The sequence below is a fragment of the Pedobacter foliorum genome, from assembly GCF_013266735.1.
Lineage (GTDB): Bacteria > Bacteroidota > Bacteroidia > Sphingobacteriales > Sphingobacteriaceae > Pedobacter > Pedobacter foliorum.
On the sequence record NZ_JABSNU010000003.1, the window covers coordinates 557,032 to 578,069 of the forward strand.

At 37.6% G+C, this 21,038-nt stretch carries 16 protein-coding genes and 1 tRNA gene; 2 read left to right on the plus strand and 15 right to left on the minus strand.

The features are described from left to right. Window positions 1–36: 36 nt before the first annotated feature. From HQN83_RS09185 to HQN83_RS09215, 7 genes are read right to left on the minus strand one after another with little or no spacing between them, the layout of a single operon-like run. Window positions 37–1,389 carry an alkaline phosphatase family protein gene (locus HQN83_RS09185; RefSeq protein WP_173090033.1) on the minus strand — a complete coding sequence of 451 codons (1,353 nt, stop codon included), beginning with the start codon at window positions 1,387–1,389 and terminating at the stop codon, window positions 37–39. A 1-nt stretch (window position 1,390) separates the two neighbouring features. Then, complete coding sequence (gene eboE, locus HQN83_RS09190; RefSeq protein ID WP_173090034.1) at window positions 1,391–2,599, minus strand: metabolite traffic protein EboE; 1,209 nt, start codon at window positions 2,597–2,599, stop codon at window positions 1,391–1,393. Between the two features lie 2 nt (window positions 2,600–2,601). After that, window positions 2,602–3,780, minus strand: coding sequence for a 3-dehydroquinate synthase (locus tag HQN83_RS09195; protein ID WP_173090035.1), 1,179 nt, complete (start codon window positions 3,778–3,780; stop codon window positions 2,602–2,604). Window positions 3,781–3,796: 16 nt separating this feature from the next. After that, complete coding sequence (gene eboC, locus HQN83_RS09200) at window positions 3,797–4,684, minus strand: UbiA-like protein EboC (protein ID WP_217277360.1); 888 nt, start codon at window positions 4,682–4,684, stop codon at window positions 3,797–3,799. A 12-nt stretch (window positions 4,685–4,696) separates the two neighbouring features. After that, window positions 4,697–5,683, minus strand: coding sequence for a TatD family hydrolase (locus HQN83_RS09205; protein ID WP_173090036.1), 987 nt, complete (start codon window positions 5,681–5,683; stop codon window positions 4,697–4,699). 10 nt (window positions 5,684–5,693) lie between these two features. Next, window positions 5,694–6,404 carry an EboA domain-containing protein gene (locus HQN83_RS09210; RefSeq protein WP_173090037.1) on the minus strand — a complete coding sequence of 237 codons (711 nt, stop codon included), beginning with the start codon at window positions 6,402–6,404 and terminating at the stop codon, window positions 5,694–5,696. 12 nt (window positions 6,405–6,416) lie between these two features. Next, entirely contained in the window at window positions 6,417–6,791 is a 375-nt protein-coding gene (locus HQN83_RS09215; RefSeq protein WP_173090038.1) for a transmembrane 220 family protein, read from the minus strand. A 178-nt stretch (window positions 6,792–6,969) separates the two neighbouring features. Here HQN83_RS09215 and HQN83_RS09220 point away from each other — a divergent pair, with 178 nt between their 5' ends. Continuing rightward, a complete protein-coding gene (locus tag HQN83_RS09220; protein WP_173090039.1) occupies window positions 6,970–7,794 on the plus strand; it encodes an NHL repeat-containing protein in 825 nt (274 codons plus the stop codon). A 15-nt stretch (window positions 7,795–7,809) separates the two neighbouring features. Here HQN83_RS09220 and HQN83_RS09225 read toward each other — a convergent pair whose 3' ends face one another. From HQN83_RS09225 to HQN83_RS09250, 6 genes are all read right to left on the minus strand, one after another. Further along, window positions 7,810–9,222, minus strand: a complete 1,413-nt coding sequence (locus HQN83_RS09225; RefSeq protein WP_173090040.1) for an amidohydrolase family protein — start codon at window positions 9,220–9,222, stop codon at window positions 7,810–7,812. Window positions 9,223–9,231: 9 nt separating this feature from the next. Continuing rightward, the gene (locus tag HQN83_RS09230; protein WP_246254410.1) at window positions 9,232–9,834 is read right to left on the minus strand and encodes an ankyrin repeat domain-containing protein; all 603 of its coding nucleotides are present in this window, start codon (window positions 9,832–9,834) and stop codon (window positions 9,232–9,234) included. A 130-nt stretch (window positions 9,835–9,964) separates the two neighbouring features. Continuing rightward, window positions 9,965–10,807, minus strand: a complete 843-nt coding sequence (locus tag HQN83_RS09235) for a helix-turn-helix domain-containing protein (RefSeq protein ID WP_173090042.1) — start codon at window positions 10,805–10,807, stop codon at window positions 9,965–9,967. Between the two features lie 17 nt (window positions 10,808–10,824). Continuing rightward, window positions 10,825–17,115 carry an alpha-2-macroglobulin family protein gene (locus tag HQN83_RS09240; protein ID WP_173090043.1) on the minus strand — a complete coding sequence of 2,097 codons (6,291 nt, stop codon included), beginning with the start codon at window positions 17,113–17,115 and terminating at the stop codon, window positions 10,825–10,827. Window positions 17,116–17,166: 51 nt separating this feature from the next. Then, window positions 17,167–17,628, minus strand: a complete 462-nt coding sequence (locus tag HQN83_RS09245; RefSeq protein ID WP_173090044.1) for a lipocalin family protein — start codon at window positions 17,626–17,628, stop codon at window positions 17,167–17,169. A gap of 124 nt (window positions 17,629–17,752) precedes the next feature. Next, window positions 17,753–19,003 carry a condensation domain-containing protein gene (locus HQN83_RS09250; protein ID WP_173090045.1) on the minus strand — a complete coding sequence of 417 codons (1,251 nt, stop codon included), beginning with the start codon at window positions 19,001–19,003 and terminating at the stop codon, window positions 17,753–17,755. Window positions 19,004–19,595: 592 nt separating this feature from the next. On the opposite strand from HQN83_RS09250, the gene HQN83_RS09255 reads away from it, so the two are divergent. Next, a complete protein-coding gene (locus tag HQN83_RS09255) occupies window positions 19,596–20,402 on the plus strand; it encodes a Fic family protein (protein ID WP_217277361.1) in 807 nt (268 codons plus the stop codon). Window positions 20,403–20,536: 134 nt separating this feature from the next. Here the strand turns inward: HQN83_RS09255 and HQN83_RS09260 are convergent, their stop codons facing one another. Both HQN83_RS09260 and HQN83_RS09265 read right to left on the minus strand, forming a co-directional pair. Further along, entirely contained in the window at window positions 20,537–20,773 is a 237-nt protein-coding gene (locus HQN83_RS09260; RefSeq protein WP_173090046.1) for a hypothetical protein, read from the minus strand. A 183-nt stretch (window positions 20,774–20,956) separates the two neighbouring features. Further along, window positions 20,957–21,034, minus strand: a tRNA-Val gene (locus HQN83_RS09265). Between the last annotated feature and the right edge of the window lie 4 nt (window positions 21,035–21,038).

Below are 21,038 nucleotides of genomic sequence, written 5' to 3' on the forward strand. Positions count from 1 at the left end.
TAATAAGAATAGAAATAAGTTGGTAATGCTATAGGGTTATCCTTTTAGCGCTTTCCAAATTAGATCATGAATCTCTGTAGGCTGTAGATTGCCGGTGTTTAGCTTTTGATCCGTAATTAAAACCGGATGAAACTCTGCCGGTGTATTGATACTTCCATGTGATCCCTTCACCAAAGTAGCATCCAATGGAATAACATCCATTACATATCGGAAACCAGCCTTTTTTCTTAGCAGTTTATAGGCTGCACGTGGTTTCGAAGACATAAACATTTCTACAGGATCATATCCCGGTTTTTTATGGATATCCACACATCTGGCATAATCAGGAGCTTTAGCATCGTCAAGCCAGAAGTAGTATGTAAACCAGCTTTCCGGTTCAGCAACCAATACAAAGTCACCGGCTCTTTCATGATCCATTCCGTATTTCTTTTTACCTTCTTTATCTAAAATCATGGCGATGCCAGGAGTTTTTTCAAGAATAGCTTTTACCTGATCAGTTACTGATGGATCATTGATATAAACGTGAGCAACTTGATGATCTGATACCACAAATGCTTTAGAAGCACCTGCATCCAGAAGCTCCAAACCTCGCTCTACACGAATCTGTAATAATCCATTCTCTCTGAACACTCTGTTGATATGGACAGGTTTACTTACCGGAACGATACCATATTCAGAAAGGATAATGATGTTGGCACCTTTCTTTTCATAAAACGTAACCAAATCCTTTACTAATTCATCTACCTCACCAAGTTCTTTGCTGATTTTGCTAAAGTCATTGCCGAACTTCTGTAAGCAATAATCAAGATGCGGTAAATAGATAAGTGTAAGCGTAGGGTTGTAAAGATCCTCAGTAATCATAGAGGCGTCAGCAATCCAGCGGCTCGATTTTATATTTGCACCAGGCCCCCAAAATTGGAATAGTGGGAACTGACCTAATTTCTCTTGTAAAATATCACGTAGTTCGGCGGGTTCCGAGTAGCAATCAGGAAGCTTTCTGCCATCAGCCAAATAGTTCGGACGAGGGGTTACACTATAATCAGCATTCGAATACATGTTGTACCACCAGAACATATTGGCGCAGGTAAAATTGGGATCTTCCTTTTTACCCTTGTCCCATATTTTCTCTGCAAGTACCAGTTTGTTTGATTGTTTCCAGAACTTAATCTCAGAATCGATATGGTCGTACCATCCGTTTCCAACTACGCCATGTTCTGTAGGTTGTTTCCCTGTTAAATAAGTTGATTGTACACTAGTAGTTACTGCTGGTAGCATTGGAGCAATTGCACCAAGGTTTTTATCTTTTATGTATTGTTCTAAAAAGGGAGTATGCTTGCCAATAAGGTTTGAGGATAAGCCAACAACATCTATTACTACAGTCTTCTTCATCTTATATATTTGTTTTAATTACCCAGTTTAATTCATTGCTGATAGATTGGGCGATCGGTATTTTTAATTGTTCAGGAAGTACTTCCCATGTATAGGTTTCTACTTCAAGGTGCTCAGTAAACGGAGCGTTTTTTTGAAGATCAAGAACGGCAGTAATATCATCCTGAGTAGATTCTAATAATCCGATCTCTTTAATTGATATTGGAACATGGAAATGTGCTCTCCATTGTGCTGCTTCTTCATTTTCAAAATCTGCAAGGGCAGGAGTGAGGTCTGAATAGCGAATCAAACCACCATCTTTTTTCAAGGCCACTACCTGATGCAGGTAAGTCGGCTCATTAAAAGTCTGGAAGCTGCTCTTTATAATTTCTCTGTCGGCCTCCGATTTATCAAGACTAGCCTTTAAAGCCGCGCTGATTTGTATTTTACCAACTTTAATGCCTTTTGCTTCAAGCTCTTTTAACACTTCATCGTGAGCTTCATAGCCTATTGCAAAATGACAAACATCATAACACAAGCAAAGGTGTTTTTTAATTAATGATTCAGCTTCAGCAGCCGAAACATTAAATGAAGCTTCAATCGCAGGAATACCCAGAGGCAATAAATCAGCTTCAAACCAGTCTATAAACTCTCTCCCTGTTTCAAGAATGCCATCTGGTTCAGGCTCTAGGTCAAGGTGCATGGTTTTACCTGTTTGCTCCTCGATTGTAACCAGTTCTTTAATAACCTCCACTACATTTAAGGTAGCAGTACGCTTTGCCTGCATAAATTCCTCAGTAGTTTTAAACCAATGTCTGTAACTAAGTGGTGACGTGGAAATTCCGCCATTCATGCCTTCAGGCAATATGGATTCAAGAATTCTAAAAAGTCTGATTGTATATTCTTTACGCGAATCGTTTGTCCAATCCGGCGTGTGTACATCTTCTTTAACCACAGTACGATGAAATTCCCCGTAAGGGAAACCGTTCATGGTAAAAACATAGGCATCATTATCTTTAAGCCATTGCTTAAACTCCGCTAAAGTATCTTCCTGAATAAGTTCAAGGCTAGAAGCATTAGACAATCTAAGCCCCAAGCCTAAAGGTTGGTCTGGAGAAACAGATTGTTTTATAACCGGGAAATTCTCTTGTAGTGCTTTAAAATCGTCGTCCCAGTTTTTACCCGGATGAATGTTTGTGCAATAGGTTAAATGGCCTGTGTTTACTTTCATTTTTAGTGACTGCTTATAGGTAAACCAGCGTGTGTTCTGGTAAAGTTTAAAACATAATTACTTGCTTCTATCAATAACTGATGGTCCATTTCGTGCACCTCTTTTCCTGTACCTAAATCAGTAAGCAGGGTAATGGTAAGCTTACCACCAAGATGCTCCTGAAATTCTGCAAGACCACGAAGAATTGGAGATTCAGTATCGTTAATCTGGATAAATGGATTAGAAATATCGAAAGATAGGTGAACCATTACATTTAATATGCGGTGTAACTGCTCTTCCGTTAACATTCCTTTTAAGAAAGAATAGGTGCTATCTAAAGCAATACCCATTGCTACAGCTTCTCCATGTAAAACACTGAAGTTACTTAGCTGCTCTAGTTTATGTGCACTCCAGTGACCAAAATCTAATGGTCTGGCTGATCCCGTTTCAAATGGATCATCACCGGCAATGTGGTTTAAATGCAATTGAGCACAACGCTTGATCAGGTAATTCATCGTATCCAAATCACGTGCAACCAATTGTGCTGCATTGTCTTCAATCCAGTAAAAGAATTCAGGATCTTTTATCAGTGCTACTTTTACTGCTTCAGAGATACCCGAACGCCAATCTCTATCGCTTAAAGTAAGCAAAAACTTATCGTCGTTAAATACAGCCGAAGGTGGAGCAAAAGTACCAAGGAAGTTCTTTTTACCATTGTAGTTAATGCCATTTTTAACACCTATACCAGAATCGTTCTGTGAAAGTACAGTAGTTGGTATACGAATGTGTTTGATGCCACGGTGCGAAACAGCAGCAGCATAACCAACAAGGTCAAGTACTGCACCACCACCAATTGCGGCAATGTACGAATGCCTGTCGATACCATATACATTCACAGCCTCAACCAGTTGGTCAAAAAGTGCAGTATCATTTTTTGATGCTTCACCACCTGGAACAATCATGATGTCCTTTATCAGTTGTACATCTTTATTTTGCTCAAAGTAAGCTTTAATTGATGGTACAAGTTCAGGATGAGCATCAGCAACACCCTTATCCAGTACGAAAAATATTTTGCGCAAGGCCTCTGAAGGCTTCTCTTTAAAGAAGTTTGCCAAGATGGGATTGCCGGTTTCGAATAGCGAAGCGGTAAAGTATATTTTATACTCAAATTTTACACTAAACGACTGTTCTAAATAACTCATAGTTGAAAATTCCTGACTAAGTAACAGCGAATGCCTTACTTAGTAATATTGATAATGGTAATAAAATAACAATTGATAAGGCTACTTTCCAGTCAGCAAATACACTTGCCCAGGCTGCATTCATTAATATTAGGGCAATAACTCCGGATTTTACCGCTTTACCTATATTAGGGCCTATTGGATTTTGCATCGCTTTTATGAGTGGGGTGAATATCATAATTGCAAATGGGACAATAAATGCCAGGGTAATTGGCAAATCGCCTTGGGTAACTGCAAAAAATAGTATGCTGGCAATTACTATAGCATAAAGTACAGCAGCAAAATAAAGCATCTTTTTACTTCCGCCATGTACCTCGCCTCTGCTAATCATGGTAATAGATGCAATGTAAATGATAGGCACAATGGCTAAAAACCACCATTGTTGTACCTGTGTACTAATGATGCTTACACCTAGTAAAAGGTTTAAGCCACGACATAAACCCATGTTTAGCGGGCCCAGTATAGAATGATGCTTAGCCCACCTGTTATAGGTAAGGCAGGCAATCATAATAGCAACTGCCAATACAGATGTTGTAGTGTTAAACAGGTTTGCTGCCGAAATTCCTATAAAGAAGAATACCGCTCCAAATATAGTAGCCGCTTTTTTACTGATCAATCCACTTGGGATTGGACGTTCAGGGCGCTCTACCTTATCCAGATCAGCATCAAAAACATCATTAAAGATGATCCCTCCACTGTACAAGCCTATTGTTGAAATGCAAAGCAGTATAACGGGTAGCTGTAAATTGTCCCATGTGGACATAGCAAAAGAACCCGATATAGCTATACCAGCAAGTACATCAGCAACAGAAGTAACCACATTAGCAGGCCTCATTAGCCTTATGTATCCTAATAATTTTTTCAATTCAAACTTTTATTAGGAGATGATGATAGAGTTTTTATCTACCCTTGGTTGCTGTCCGCCACGTAGAATTGAATTGCTCTCAAATTTCTGACTCTGATCTATGTTTTTAACTGAAAGAAAATCATTCTCATCAATCTGTCCACTCTGTGCAAAAGCAGTAATCGCATTGCGGTAACTAACCAGCTCAATATCGGCAAGACTAATTCCTGATTTCTTCATTAGCGCAGCAGTTTTAGGCACAGCAAGTGGATCGGAGATACCCCAATCGGCTGCCGAATTGATCATAACCCTTTCAGAACCGTATTGTTTTACAACCTCTACCATGCGCTCATTGCCCATTTTGGTAAAAGGGTAAATTGTAAATGCCGCCCAGAAACCTCTGTCTAAAACTTCTTTAACAGTCTCTTCGTTATTATGGTCTACAATTACCGAATATGGCGAAAGGCCATGTTCAATAGCAATATCCATACTGCGTTGAGTACCTTTTTTCTTATCCCTGTGTGGCGTATGAATTTGTACAGGCAAACCTGATTCTTTTGCAAGCTCTAATTGTAAACGGAAATATTTCTCTTCAGCAGCAGTCTGGTCATCAAAACCAATTTCGCCAATACCAACAACTCCTTCTTTAAAGATGAAATTAGGTAGTACTTCCATTACTTGCTCAGCTAGTTTTTCATTGTTAGCCTCACGAGAGTTTAAGCCTATTGTACAATAGTGCTTAATACCGAATTGCGAAGATCTGAATCTTTCCCAACCAATAAGGCTGCTATAGTAATCGGTAAAACTATCTACGCCGGTACGAGGCTGACCAAGCCAAAAGGCCGGTTCAATTAATGCAACAATTCCAGCATCAGCCATAGCCTGGTAATCATCGGTAGTACGAGAGGTCATGTGAACATGCGGGTCAAAAAACTTCATCCCGCTGATGTCATTTAAATCAAGGGAAGTTTGAATTTTTTCTCCTTCATTTCTTTCCTGAAAATTATCATTACAGCACATAATTCAAAATTTATATTGTCTGATTTTTTTGTTCTATCAATTTATAGATTTCCGGATTAACGGTTCTATGAGCAGCTAAACGCTCTTGCACATAGTCACTTAATGTATCTGTTAATGCCTGATTTGATCTTTCATTTAATCCAACGATATGATTTACATTTTTATCTGTAAAAAATGCTTTCAATACCAGTTGATTCCATGCACCTTCCGAAAGGAAGTGAGCAGGATAAGGATTATGATACATTATGGCCTCCAGTACGGTGCCAATATTGCTTCTAATTCCATCTTCACATCTGGATACCCACTCTTCTGCATAGCTTAAAAATGGCAATGCCGAATACAGTGCTATTTGCTCATTCATTTCTGAACCGATAAATAAGCCGCTTATTTTTTTGATGTAAGCCTCTTTATTTTCATTAGGTACCTGCATCAATAGCCAAACACGCGATAACCTGTCAGCAGTCCATTCTTTTAATGAAAAGCCAGGTAATAGCTGCGCTATCTTTGCTTCGTCTTCAGGTTGCAACACTATTGGCTGTTTACCGGCCAATCTTGGAAGATGCGAAAATGTAAGGTTTAATTGTATCGATTTTTCTTCTGTTTTAATCAATTCAACTTTAGTTTCCAGCCATTGCAAAGCATCGCTGCTAAGGTTTTGTTTAATGATTTGAAGAAAAAGATCATTAAGGCTTTTTATCCCTTCTATATCTATCAAAAGCATGATGTTCTTTTTTTATAAATTGATTGCCGCAAAATAGTTGATAGCAAGAGCACCACTTATGATTAAAAGGCCAAAGAATTCTCTGGTTTTTTCAATATAAGGTTTGGTAGCCTGCATACTCTCTACTAAGCTTGGTCTTCGGTATTTCATTATCCAGTCACGCACCCCGTCTTTCGCAAAAAAGAGTTTGATTGCGTAAATAAGATAGAAAGATATGGCAACAAGGTATACGATAGGGTAAAAAAGATTAAAAATGGCAAATCCACAACAAATGGAAGCCACCATATAGATGGGTACCCACAGCCATGAGTCGCTGTCATTGAGGTTCACATATGCGAATAGTATAAACGCAACGCAAAAAACGGAGTTTAAAATGCTAAGCAGCATAACAAAGAAGATTAAATTTGTGTGTGTATTAAATTAATAAATACAAATAAACAGATAATTAACTCGATTTGTAAGTGTGTATTGTAAAAAATGAAATAGAATGCATAAAAATATTTATCCTAATCTGTTGGTTTTTATGTAATTTCATAGCCAAAGTATCTCAATTAAAGGAAACGCTATGAATAAATATTTAAGTTTAGTTTTTGCAATGTTGGTTGGTTTAAGTGTAAATGCCCAGCACAAATTGGAAAAAATCTGGGAAACAGATAGTATTATTAATCTTCCCGAATCTGTTCTGCCTGATACAAAAGCAGGAGTATTGTATGTGTCAATTATGGGCAACAGCGCTGATGCCAAAGATGGAATTGGTGGAGTAGGAAAGCTCGATATGAACGGAAAGGTGATTAACCTGGACTGGGTAACAGGACTTAATTCTCCAAAAGGATTAGCCATACACGGTAACAAATTGTATGTAGCCGATATAACGGATGTAGTTGTTATTGATATTCCTAAAGGTAAGGTGGAACTTACTATACCAATAGCAGGTTCAGCTTTTTTGAACGACATTACTGTTAGCGATAAAGGGGTGGTATATGTGTCAGATTCCAGAACAAAAAAGATCCATCAGATCATCAACAATAAAGACGTTGTTTATTTAGAAAATATAGATGGAGTTAACGGTCTTAAAGCTATTGGTGCTGATTTGTACATTGCTGGTGGAGGTAAAAACCTTTTAAAAGCAAATGCTAAAAAAGACCTGATTAAAGTAGCCGGATTACCTAATGGTGGTGATGGGATTGAGCCTATTGGAAATGGCGATTTCTTATTTTCAAGTTGGGGCGGTTATATTTATTACGTATTCGCAAACGGCACATCTGAGCTGTTGCTAGATACGCATTTGGAAAAGAAAAACACTGCCGATATCGGTTATGATCCAGTTAAGAAAATAGTTTACATCCCTACTTTTTTCAAGAAAAGTATAATGGCATACCAGCTAAAATAAAATTGTTTAAGGAGGTTATTGCGAATTCTTAACCTCCTCAAGCATACTGTTAAGAGTACTTCTGTTGAGTACCTTACCTGCAGTAATTACTGTGAAAATCTTTTGAGTAGCACTTATGTTTTTCAAAGGGTTTTCATCCAGTAATAATATATCTGCCTTTTTGCCCGAAGCAATGCTACCATATTCTTTTTTACCAAGAAACTCAGGAGAGTTTACCACTGATGCTTGTAAAGCCTGTAACGGAGTTAAACCATATTTAACCAAAAGCTCCAGTTCAGTATGTAAGCCAATACCCGGATATGCATAAGAATTTAAGTATCCCGCATCTGTTCCTGCTAATATCTTAACTCCTGCTTTTTGTAAAAGAGGGAGCGTAGTTACTGTTTTTTCGAATAACTCATGTCTAAAAGCAATGGCTTCTGCATCATCTTGTTCTACTCTTTTTACACGACCTTCATAAGTTTTTTGCAAACCTTTACCAATGTATTGCAAGTAACTGTCATTTTTATGATTGTCTTTCTCAAAATAGGTAAGTATATAATTTAGTGATAGGGTTGGTGTAAGGTACATACCATGTTTGGCCATGTTTCTGTAGGCAGCAAGTGCAGCTGTTTCATCAAAAGTTTGCATTACTTTTTGGTTAAACGCTTTACCTCTTAAAGTTCCTGCGGCTACTTCATCCGAAATCTCTTTTTCAACTTTCGAACCGGCTTTAAGTGCATAACCTAAATGTTCAACTGAGCTCAGTCCTGCGTCTGCAATTTGTTCCATAGTTAAAGCACTTGGAATGTGTGCAGATACTTTGTATCCACGCTTGCGGGCTAGTCTTATCGCTTCTAAAAAGAGATCAGGTTTTAATGTATTGTCTGTGATTTTAACAAAATCAACATGCATTTTTTGCAGAGAATCTAATGCTAGTTCTATTTCCTTGGTGTTGCCAACCTCAATATCTCCTTTCCAAACAGATTTGTAGCCTTCCAATTTAGGGCCTGAAGTAAAAATGCGTGGGCCTAGTAACTTGCCTGCCGCAATTTGATCTCTCCACTGCAAAACACTAGGGCTAATATCAGCAGCAGCATCTCTCACAGTGGTGATACCATATGCTAGAAATAAAGGAAGCAGGTTTTTATTCTCATTTATTAAAGAGTCGCCGCCACCAAAATGCATGTGCATATCCCAAAGTCCAGGGATCAGGTATTTGCCTTTTCCATCCAATATTTGCTTGGATTTATAGCCGCTGATCTGTTTTTCATTAAAAACATTAATGATTGTACCGCCTTTAATGGCTATGGCTTTTCCCGTTATTATTTCCCCGGTTTTAACATCAATGATATTTGCAGATTTAATAATTAAATCGACCTCTTTTTTTTGTGAAAACACAGAGGCACAGGTAAAAAGGAAGAGCATGGATAGTATTAGTTTTTTCATTGGGGAAGATTATTTTTTAGTGGCCTTAGCAAGTATTGTTGTTATTTCTTTAAAATTTCTGTTTTTAGCATGCGTTAGTGCATCAACGCCATCTTTATCTTTAATGCTAATGTCGCAGCCCGCATTTACCAGAAGTTGAACAATTGTTTGGTATTTACTACTTCCATCACCTAAAATAACGGCTTCCAGTAAGGCCGTCCAGCCCAATTTGTTCATGTGATCAATTGGATAGTTTTTATCTTTAAGTAATTCGGTAACGATTGCAATATGACCTCTTTCGCAAGCAGGAATTAGTGCCGTGCCATTGTAGCGATTAAATACTTTGTAATCAGCTCCAGCTTTTAAGCATAGCTGAAGAATTTCCAGATAACCCGATGCTCCCGCATACAAAAAAGGACTGTTTAACATGTTATCCTGTTTGTTAACATTAGCTCCGGCATCAATCAGCATTTTTGCAAGTGTAACCTTGTTGCTATAAGTAGCATTCATTAAAGGCGTTTCTCCTTTGCTGTTTTGGAGTTCAAGGTTTTTGTGGTTGGATAGCCATTGCGAGAGTTTAGTGCTATCATTTGCAGCTATAATGCTGAATATTTCTGAGGTATTTTGTTCCATTTTTTTATTCTGCGAACAAGCATTCATTGTAAGGCAAGTAAGCACTATGATTGATGCAATTCGAAAATTCATACGCAAATTTAACTTTAAACCAGCCAGCTCAATAGGACTGATTATCTCAATATGGGTACTAATTATTTGTTTTTCGAAATTCTTGCGGACTAACTCCGGTGTTTTTTCTGAAAAATCTGGAGAAATATGAGGTGTCATTAAAGCCAAGAGCGTAAGCAATCTCTTTAATATCGAGGTTGGTCAGCGTAAGCATTCGTTTGGCTTCGAGTAAAATACGTTCCCGAATATAGTCTCCTGTGGTTATTCCAGATTTCTTTCTGCAAATCTGGTTGAGGTAATTGGGTGTAACATGCAATTCATCGGCATAAAAGGACACTTCACTATGCACCATGTAGTGCTGATCTAGAAGTGTAAGGAAGGAGTTAATCAGACGATTGTCGGTAGCTGTGTCTTGCAGGTTAAAACTGTGCGAATACCATCGTTTTAATAAAATTAAAACCAGCTGTAATCTGGTTTGCAGTAATTCTGTTTGGAATTGTGCTGTGGTAGACATCTCTTTTAATATCTGCTCAAATTCTAGCGTTAAGGTTTGGTATTGATCGTTTTCGAGAGTAAGAACCGGGAAAGCTGAGAGATTAAAATAAGGCAATCGCTGACTACCTGCTGTCAAGAATTTTTGTGAAAACATCAATTGATAGCCGGAAGTGTTTCCTGCAAGATCCCATTGATGTGCCTGACCGGGAGCAAGAAAAAATACCATCTTTTCGCTCACGCTATGCTCTCTAAAATCTATAGTATGCGTTCCGCTACCTTGTCCTATAATTAGCAGCATATAGAAATCATGCTTATGCGCATGAGGAATATGAGGCATGTTAATGGGATCATGACGCAACAATTTAAAGTCCTCTCCGGTATAAGGGAGGTTGAAGATCTGCTCAATGCCAACAGTAGGTAATAACATATCCTACAAATTTAGCATTATAAAGGTTTTACTGTTACACGAATACCTTCTGAATGTGTACTAAATTCCGGAGCGTACATAGATTGCAACGTTGTTATCCCATTAGAAAAATTCCCTGCCTGACTTACCCTTAATTCATACTCAAATACATAAACCCCTTTACGCATGTAATCCATAAAGAAATTGGTTGAGGCATCTTTGGTACTTTCATAATACCCTAAACCATCCTGATATTTGTATTGAGAGATTACATTTACAGGCTCAAAACCAGACGATCGCATGTCCTTTAGGTGAATGTATTCCATGTCACGGTCTGCACTGATCTCTATCCTTACTTTTACTAAATCTCCTGTTTGTAGTATGATTGATGTATTTAATGGGGCAAGCTGATCACCATTTGCAGTTCGACGCTTTAAAAACAATTGTTTTTTAATCTTTACGCCTGTTTCGCTTGGTGTAATTTTATCCAGTTGCTCAAAGTACTGCCAGTATACGCCTCCCCAGGCAATTGAATTGTTATTATTTGTGATTTCAATTTTACCCATTTCAGGCTTAACCTTAGGGCCGGCAATACTTACCTTTTGATAACCTGTACCAGCTTCTTTCTTTGGCTCAGCTATGCCAAGCTGCTCAAAGGATTTATCGCCTATTAGAATTTTCGATTCACCCGTTTCTTCAAGTAAATTATGGCCTTGCATTAATAGGGCATAGCATGCTGCAGTAGTTGCTTTAGTGGTTTTCCAATCATTTGTTTGCTTGTTTTTAAGCAACCAGATTTTCATTTCTTCCACTGATTTAATGTCTGAAGCTACTTCGTTAAACACCTCGATTAGTAATGCCTGTGTTTCTATTGGACTCTGATACCACCACCAGCCTCTGGTATTGCTGCTCCAGAACATTCCCATTTCATCACTCTGTTGACTTCGGTCTTTTAATGAGTTAACTATTTTTAACGCCTCGGCATGATTTCCATTTCGGTGTAATACAAGCGCAGAAAGACCTTGCTGGTAAATCCCCATTTTTGGCCACTCTTTAGAGATGTTTTTCAGATAATAATCTAAGGCCTTGTTGAAGTTGATATTGGTGTTAATCTGTTTACTATAACTGCGTGCATACAGGTAGTGCAGCGGTAAATAGTCGGCAGTAGTTTTTGATTGGCTCGCAGTATAATCTTTAGTGAACTCCCCATCTAAGTAAATGATAGCCTTATTCAGCATTGAGTTAAACTCAGGGTAGTTTTGTTCATCAGTAAGCTTAAGGAATTTTAGTTGTGCCATCCCCAAAACAATCTGCTGGGTGATGTACCTGTTTTCCCTCATGCCACTAAACCAAGGGAACGAACCATTTGGATACTGCATTTTTTGCAGCTTTTCAAAATTGCTTTTGAGCTCATTGCTCATGCGCGCTAAATTGAATAATGCAGACAAGCGTTTTTTTCTCTCTTGCTCATTGTTGGCATTTCTTACCCAAGGCGTTTCTTCAAGTAATATTGATTTTAGTTCCGGATTTTTTTCAAGATTTGAGGATAGTGCATCGCTCTCCGGCAGTTGCCATTGATCAAATACCTGCTTTATCTTCGGTGAGCTGTTAATTATTCCCGAAGCAAAACTATTGGCATAAAACCTACTAAAAGTTTGCTCTGCACATTCATACGGGTATTCCATTAAATAGGGTAATGCCTGAACGGCATACCATGCCGGGTTAGAAGTATATTCAAGTGTCAGCGCCTGATTTCGCATCGTAGTTGACTTTCCAGACTCCAATAGCTTTTCCATCTTAAATGTTTTAGTGGTATTTCCACGAACATTTAAGGGCATTGTTTCGGTAATCAGGATCGAGTTAGTTAAAACCGGGATAATCATTTCTTCTCCATCACTAAATTTCCCCGATTCTGCAACTACTTTATAACCGAGAGCACTTATTCCTCTGGGGATAATTAAAGTCCATTTAATCGCTTCGCTGCCTTTATCTTTCAGATCAAATTTCTGAGTTGCAGTAGTGTTCGCCGCAAAGATTTGTATGATGTTTCCTGTTAGCGCATCAGATAACTCCAATGCAGCTTTACCTTTAAGTTTTTTGCCTGATAGGTTGTTCAGCTTAGCACTGAATAAAATGGTATCCCCTTCGCGGAAAAAACGAGGAGCATTAGCAGAAATGGATAGTTGTTTTTGAGTAATCAGTTCTCTACTAATCCTTGCCGTTTTGAGATCTTTGGTATGAGCAAAACCCATCATTTTATACCGCGTAAGAGATTGGGGAATGGTGAATTCAATATCAATCTCTCCTGATTCGTTAGTATGTAACTGAGGGTAGAAAAAAGCACTTTCATTGAAATTTGTTCGGGTTACAATGTTGGCTAGTTTGCTGCTTATTCCTGCCACTTTAGGTGCGCTCTGTATATTTAATCCGGCAACCTTTCCTTGTAGTAGCTGTTCTACATTGGAAACGGGGACATCCTGCACTTCCTTTCCTGATACAATCATTATAGAGCCTGTTGTTGCCTCTCTCGTTCTTTTTTGATAGCCTCTAATTACAACTTCCTCTAGATTTTTTTTGTCCTCCCTTAAAGAAACATCCATTCTTCGGGTGGCTGTTATCTTTGTTGAATGCTTGAAAAAGCCTGGGGTATTGAAATTCAATACCTCTCCTGGTTTGGCGTTTAGCGCATATATTCCGTACTTATCTGTTGAGGTCATTCTTTTTCCGGATATCTTAACCTGCACACCCGGAATAGGGAGCCCTTGGTCGTCTTTTACAATTCCATAAACTAGATTTCCCTTTTTCAACAAAGCAATCCGTTTTTCAGATGCCAATATATCGGCATTTATCTTTTTAAGATTGACGTATTGCACGAAGTTATTAAAGTAGCTCTTGTCGTATTCATTGAATTGAAAGCCGAACAAATTAAGCTGTTCATACTTGCGATCTGTAATCCCGCCGTAATATTGATTTCTACGTAAAAACCACACATCATTACCACGACTCACTTTATTGAGACCTGAATTCCAGTTAAAACTATAATAGGTGTAATAATCATTATAAATGTTTTGCCAGCTCATCGGTTTAAGCTCATCAAGCGAGGCATCATACAAGGTCGCAACAAGTTCTGCCATTTGTTTCTCTCCGGCCTTATTACTGATTTTTAGCTTCCATGTTTCTTTTTCGCCCGGTTCTAACTTGTTCCTAAAGCTTAGAAATTTGATTTCCAATTGTTTTGCCTCATTTACCACAGTTACAATTTGTTGAGAGCTGTAGCTTACGCCGTTTTGAGTCATGGTAAACTGAACTGCAAAAGTGCCTTCGTAGTTTGGGTTGGGAGCTATATTTACGATGCTTTGTTTTGGCGATCCTTTAATCCAGAACTTCTCACTAATTTTCCCTCTATAATTTGTCTCATAATATATTGAAGCGCGGGCATTTAATGCCGCAACTCTAAATACAGCACTTTCATCAGGATTTATAATTGTCTTTTCCGATACTAGCCATTCGTCCATGGTTTGGATGGTATCAAGAGAGTTACCAAAGATTCTAATTACCCTCTCTATGTTGATGGTGTCATTATCCGAATTCTTAGCTGTAAACAAAGCTTTATAGTATCCGGGCTTTAAATCGTTGTTATTTAAACTTATTGCCCCCACACCAAGCTCGGCGTTTATATTCTGATCACCATTTGTTTTAACAGACTTCCAGTTTGCCGGATTACTATCACCTCCATAATCCTCATTTGGGAAGTTTTTGATAAACTCTTCCTTACTTAAAGCATATTTTTCCGGGGTTTTAAAAGAAAAGCTTTTAGTGGCTAAACGGCCAGGATATTGAAGTTGGTACCACTGTACCTTAAGGGATGATTTTATGGGTTGATTATTCAGGTTGTTTATGCTGAAACGAATACTATCAGTTTTGTTGTTTGAAAAGATTCGTTCAGGTAAATTCAAATTTAACCGGATGTCTTTTTTGCCTGCATAAATGGTTGTATTAGCAGATCTTGTTTCTCCATTGATGTCGGTAACATCGGCATTTATCTCATAATTGATAATTTGGCTTTTGTCTTCTTCGCTTGTCGCAAAAAACTTAATGCTAAAGGTACCATCGGGGTTAGTTTTAGTGGTTCCATCAGATATTGAGTCGCCATTATTCTCAACTCTATATTTCACGGTAGCACCTCCAATAGTATAGGCAGAAAATGCCATCGCTTTGCCTTTAACTGTAATTGTATCATTAAATTTATACCGCTCAGTGGGTTTGTCAAAGATTACTTGAAAAGTAGGCCTTTTGTATTCTTCAACTTGTACTTCTACTTGCCCATATTTTGTGCTAATATTCATCTGGCCGTTTAGTTTTCCCATAGGGATATCAAAAGAGCCCTGAAAAGTACCGTATTCGTTTGTTTTTAAGTTAACAGTCTTAATGTCTTCGTTGTTTACATCACTGAAAACAACTTCCATATCTTCATTAGGTAGGATTTTGTTTTTGCCATCAAATTCCTCGAGGAATAGTCCCTTATAATATACAATTTGACCAGGACGATAAATCGGGCGATCAGTAAAAAGCACTACTCGCTTAGTGGGTGTCTTCTCTCCGTAGTTGTAAGAGTTCACCCCAATATTAACGGTATCAGTATTTAATGTAGCGGTAGCCCAATTTATACGTAGAGATTGATTGGAAGCGGCAAAACCATTGATGTCTGTTTTAAGAGGAGGCAACATATTCTCCTCCCCAGGGTAGCGGTATTGATGTTCCTGTATGCTCACATCTTTTAAAGGTTCACCACTAGTGCTGTTTACAACCGCATATTGTCGGGTGTGATCAGCTAAAAATCTTGTGCTGAAGTGCATTCCCGATACAGTGAAAATTGCTAAATTACTTACTAAATTATCAGGTATAGTATCCTTAATATTCTCATTATGAGTAATTAATAAATATTTCCCTATTGGTAAACCATCAATCTTATCAACTATGTTATGGTTTTTATGGTCGGCAGTAGATGGCAGATCAACGTTCCATGACTTAATTTCTTTATGTGTTTTTAAGAAACTTAAATATTCGGTTGTATCTCTAAAGTTCTGCGTGTTTTCAGCTAGACTTGCAGTAATTTTGTATAGCCTCAAGGTTGTTCGGTCAACATTTTGATAGCTGTATTCAATTAGCATTGGCGCATTCGGCTGTGCGTATTCTTTTAGCTGAATTGACAATGATTTTGCTTTAATTTGCTTAATTAAATTAGTTGCGTTAATAGCGCCATTGCTCTTAGGGTATACCCTTATTGCTTCCTCTGCCAGTTTAACGGCATTAACTAAATTTAATTTCTCTTCGCCATTTTTAGAGAAACCATTTCTGAAAAGCAGTGCTTGCTCATAAAGTATATCCGAATAGATTTCAGTTTCTTTGGCTTTATCCAATAACTGCTGAAGCGCATCGAAATACGAAGTGCCGATACCTTCTTTTATGGATCTTTGATAAACAAATTTTATCCGCTTAAGGTCTAAATCAACCATAGCCGCAGTATTCTTTTGGCTACTATGAAATTTTAAAAGATTTTGGAAAATTATGAAAGCTTTTTGCTTGGTTGAAGTGCTATCTCCCGTTGGTAAAGATTCTTCAATAAAACTTTTGGTATCGGTAAATAGGTTAGCCCTTAAACTTATAGGGTTAATTGGTGGAGTAACTAAATCAATTTGCGTATTGCTAAAAGTAGATAAGGCGCGATGAGCCAAAAGATCGTAAAGTGTAGGCCGTAGATAGCGTGTTGTACTATCTCCGTTAAGGAGTGTAGTAAAAATATCGATTTTAGTATTCTGTAATAAACTAGCTTCAGCGATGGAAGCCATATAGGTATTTCCAGTCTCATCGATTAGTTTTTTTACCGACCAGGTCTGTATGTCATTTCCTGTTTCGGCCTCTATGGATGTTCTCTGGCTTATTCTATAAACATTTTGAAGATAATAGTTCCAATAGCTTTCAGCGAGTAGCGATTGAAGTATGCTCTTCTCCGGCTGTTTGGCCACCAGAATATCTTGTTTTAAATCAGCGTTAAGCTTAGCAAGATTCGTTGGGTCGAGATAATGCTGAAAAAGGATTCTGTAAATAACCGACTTAATTAGAGCAACTGTGTTCCCCTCTTTTCTTGCCTTAGCGTTTAAATCATTAACAAGAAAAAGCGCACTTTTTACATTTTGGTTTGAAGCGAGTGAATCAGCCTTGTTAAAAGTTTTTTCGTACCCAACCAGATTGCCCTGTTGCGAAAAAACATTGGTGAAAGTAAAAATGCAACAAGCAAATACTAGTGCTAAACGTAGAGCGGTTTTCATAAGCAATAATTTACAGAAGGATGGAATTTGATGTCAAATTCCATAAGCAACTTACTTCACCTTTACGTAGGTCTCAACAATTTCGTGATTAACATTAAGGCTATCTATTTTTTCAATTCCACGTTGTACCAAGGTGTCGTTTTTTATATTTACCGTAAAACTGAACTTCAAATCTTCCCAGTCTCTGTAACTGCAGTATTGTAGATGTTCTTCGTATTTATCTCCGTTTAAAGTATAGGTGCCACTGCCTGCATCAAAAACAGCATTTTTTCCTTTGCCTTTACTAATGTCGTGCTTGAAGAAAGAGAAATGAGTATCATTAAACTGCTTAATCATTTCCTGGTTTTCAACTGGGAAAGAACTTACGGTATCTCCTTTTGTTATAGTTTTTGCTGATATAAGCTTCCAAGTTCCGTTTATAGGCTGCTCTGATGTGGCTTTTTTTGTTTCTGTTTGACTGGTACAAGACGCCAATGCAAGCGCAGAAAAGGCTAATACTGATAGTAGTTTCATGTTTGATTTCGTTAATATTTATTTAAATATAAATAAATATTTTTACCACGGGTATTTTTAAAACCATCCTGTTTTTTACACTTTTTGAGAAAGTGTAGCTAACTAAAGCCTCCTAATTTTGCTGTTAGTTTAGCATCATAAGCATTGCATTTTCTTTTAATGTTTGCGCATCGGTATGTTGTATAAAGTATTCATCAGAAGTGAAGATGAAATCAATTTGCCCCTTAAAAAACGTGGTAAATAGGGTAGTAGGGTTGCCAAAAGGAAAAATTGTAGATGGAGACTGTAACGATTCAACTTCCAGATCATTGTACCTTTCACTGATACTTACTTTTCCCATATTTGATAATGTAAAATCATGTGTTCCTTTGTCGGCTTTGGCATATTGTGTCATTCTGGGCAATGAAGGTAAGAGGCATTCGCTATAGAGTAATACCGTATTCACATTCATTTCGTCAATTTTTTTTGACAGCTCATCTTTAAATGCTTTAGCCTGACTCCAGAAATCCGTGGTTTTCTTTTTTGGTAGATCTAAACCAACCATTGCCGGGAAAGCGAAAAGCATGTCGTTTTTAACGTCGGGAAGAAACTTTCGCATATCTACAGCGCAGTAAAGCCTGGAATTTGATTTAATGGTTTCAATATCCTTAAAGCCTCTTAAAAATGCCACGCTTAAAGCGTCATGCACAGAAACTCCTTTCGATTTACATTTTTCAGCAATTAGTAACGATTCCTCTTTGCTCAATCTCCAATGCATAAAAAAAGGCTTTTCTCTTTTAATCTCTTTTTTGAAAGCCACAAGCAGTAAAACCACTTTTGCAACTTTAGAGAATAGTCGAACCTTTAATTTGTTGGCTTTATTATCTCTTATCTCTGTTGGAATAAAGTTCTGAATTGAAGAAAAGGATTCATAAGTGCCTAATTCCTTTTCGGGTTGTCCCAGCAAGGTCAATGTTTCGTCCATAAGATTTAAAATGGACCTGCCATCGCAAATGCAATGGTGAGCAACAAAGATTAGGTCCGAAACATCGGCATCTTTTATCCATGCCAATCTAAACAATGTACCGCCACTTGTGTCAAATGGTGCTAAGCATTCGGTAATAGATTCTTTTTCCCAATCATTGGATGCTTGGCGATTAACTATACGAACTGAAATTTTCTGAATTGGGTTCTGCTTAACGAAATAGGAGATACGTGCTTCATCTTCCCAAACATTGGCACTCAATAGGGGATGTCTGGTTTGAATTTTTAAAAGCGCGGCATGTAAATCAGATTCCTTTATGGTTCCTTTAACGGTAACCGATGAGACAACGTTTACGGCTGTTTTACCGCCGGCATACATTGTCCCTTCAATTAAAGATAGTTTTCTTTTCATCTTAACTATTTGCGTTATTGTTAGTAAAAGTACTAATTATGATACTAAATTAAATAGAGATGTTGGTTAATATATTTATAAACGCCCTATTAAGTTGTTTTTTGATTGTAACTGAAACCCGTAAATAAGCTAATATGTTGTATGAGTCAGTCCACGGTGAGTCCACGTTTTTCTAGAAAAAAGGTGGACTAGGGGTGGTTTACAAAAACTCACCAATGGTTACGTTTTGATATTTAATCTGGTGATCCCTATGGTACGTTTGTCGAACCAATTTATTGAAGATTTGGAAAAAATAGCCGCAATTATTAAGAAAGAAATTAGTGAAAGAATTGACTTAGAGACAGATTGTAACGAATTCAAAACAAGATACAATACAGCGCGGTTAATTGAAACTGATGTGCGGGCTAAAAAAAGACTTTAAAGAGAAGCACTTTTCCTTAAAATGCTTCCGTCATTACAAGATTAACATAACACAAGTATGAGAAAATAGGCTATTTTTGTAGTATTACAATACTACATTTGATGATTTACATACTGCAAGGTTAATTAATGTAGACAAAATAACATCTCATTTAGCACACAAATGTAACTGATGGAGGAATTGCTTAGGAAATATGACTTACTGGTACTAGAATACAACAAGACAATTGCTGAAAGTTTTAGTACAGAAGATTTCAGGGAATACAACGAGGTTTTATTTTCAGCCCATAGTTGTGCTGTGGAGGGTAATACTTTTACTGTCGACGAAACCCGAGAATTAAAGGAATATGGAATCAATTTAAAGTTACAAAACCGATCTCTATATGAAGCCTATGAGATTCTGGATCATTTCAAAGCATACGAATTTTTGTTTAACAACCTTCAGCAGCCTTTAACCGAGGTGTTGATCAAACAAACTCAAAAAATATTAACTGAAAATACTATCAAATTTTCAAAGGGCTACGAACCAGGCGAATATACCGATACACAAATGGCTGCCGGAGATACGGTCTTTGGTGATTACAAAACCAGTATTAAACGTATGCCGGCTTTAATCAATTCTACACAAAATGCGATTGAAAAAGCAGAGCTCCACCCTATGGACATTAGTGCTAGATTCCACCAGTTTTTTATATACCTACACCCCTTTCCTGATGGGAATGGACGGACTGGCCGATTGATATCAAACTTTATACTAGCTAAATTCAATCAGCCTCATGTAATCATTGGTGCAACTGAAAAATCAACTTATATTGATGCCTTGAAACAATCTGCCAAACATAAGGATACAGAGATTTTAACTGCTTTTTTTGCCCAGACAGCGATTAGCAGAATGCAAAAAGAACTTGAGCAAAAGAAAAATCTGACCCAAAATTTTATCATGAGTTTTAAACCACGAAAAAAGGGTAAAAGTATATAGTTTTATTAATACGCTCTACATTTTCGTATTTCAGTGAATCTGGTTCTCCGTAACTTTTGCTGATTTATGCTGACTTTGTGAGCACCATTTTTCTCAACAACTGAAACCCTGCTAGTGCCTTTCAAGTGGTTTTTTTAATATTTTGGGCTCTGGGTGCTATCGAACCGAAAAAGTAAATCCTGAATCACAATCTGAGGGAAAAAGCCTTTGGATAAAACTTTAATACCATCCCATTCAGAAGGAGGATTATTCGACTCTTCAAGTTCGATATGGAAAGTTTCACTATCTTCAATAACCCCTTTGAATTCGAAGTTCTCTAATGTAGAGTCTGGCAGAAATAATCTGAGCAAGGATGCGGTGGCTGATGGCATAAATATAAAAATGTATTAAAATACAAAACTATATTTTTAATCCCTGCTCCACAACATTTGGTGTTGATCCGTGGAATCAGCGTTAACTGATTCTGGAGTGAGTACAAGTGGTTCTAAGAGTGTGGTGCTTCGAATTGCTTTTAAAGCAAAAAAACCTTTAGAATATTCTAAAGGTTTTTTAATTGGTGGGAGATACTGGGTTCGAACCAGTGACCCCCTGCTTGTAAGGCAGGTGCTCTGAACCAGCTGAGCTAATCTCCCCTTG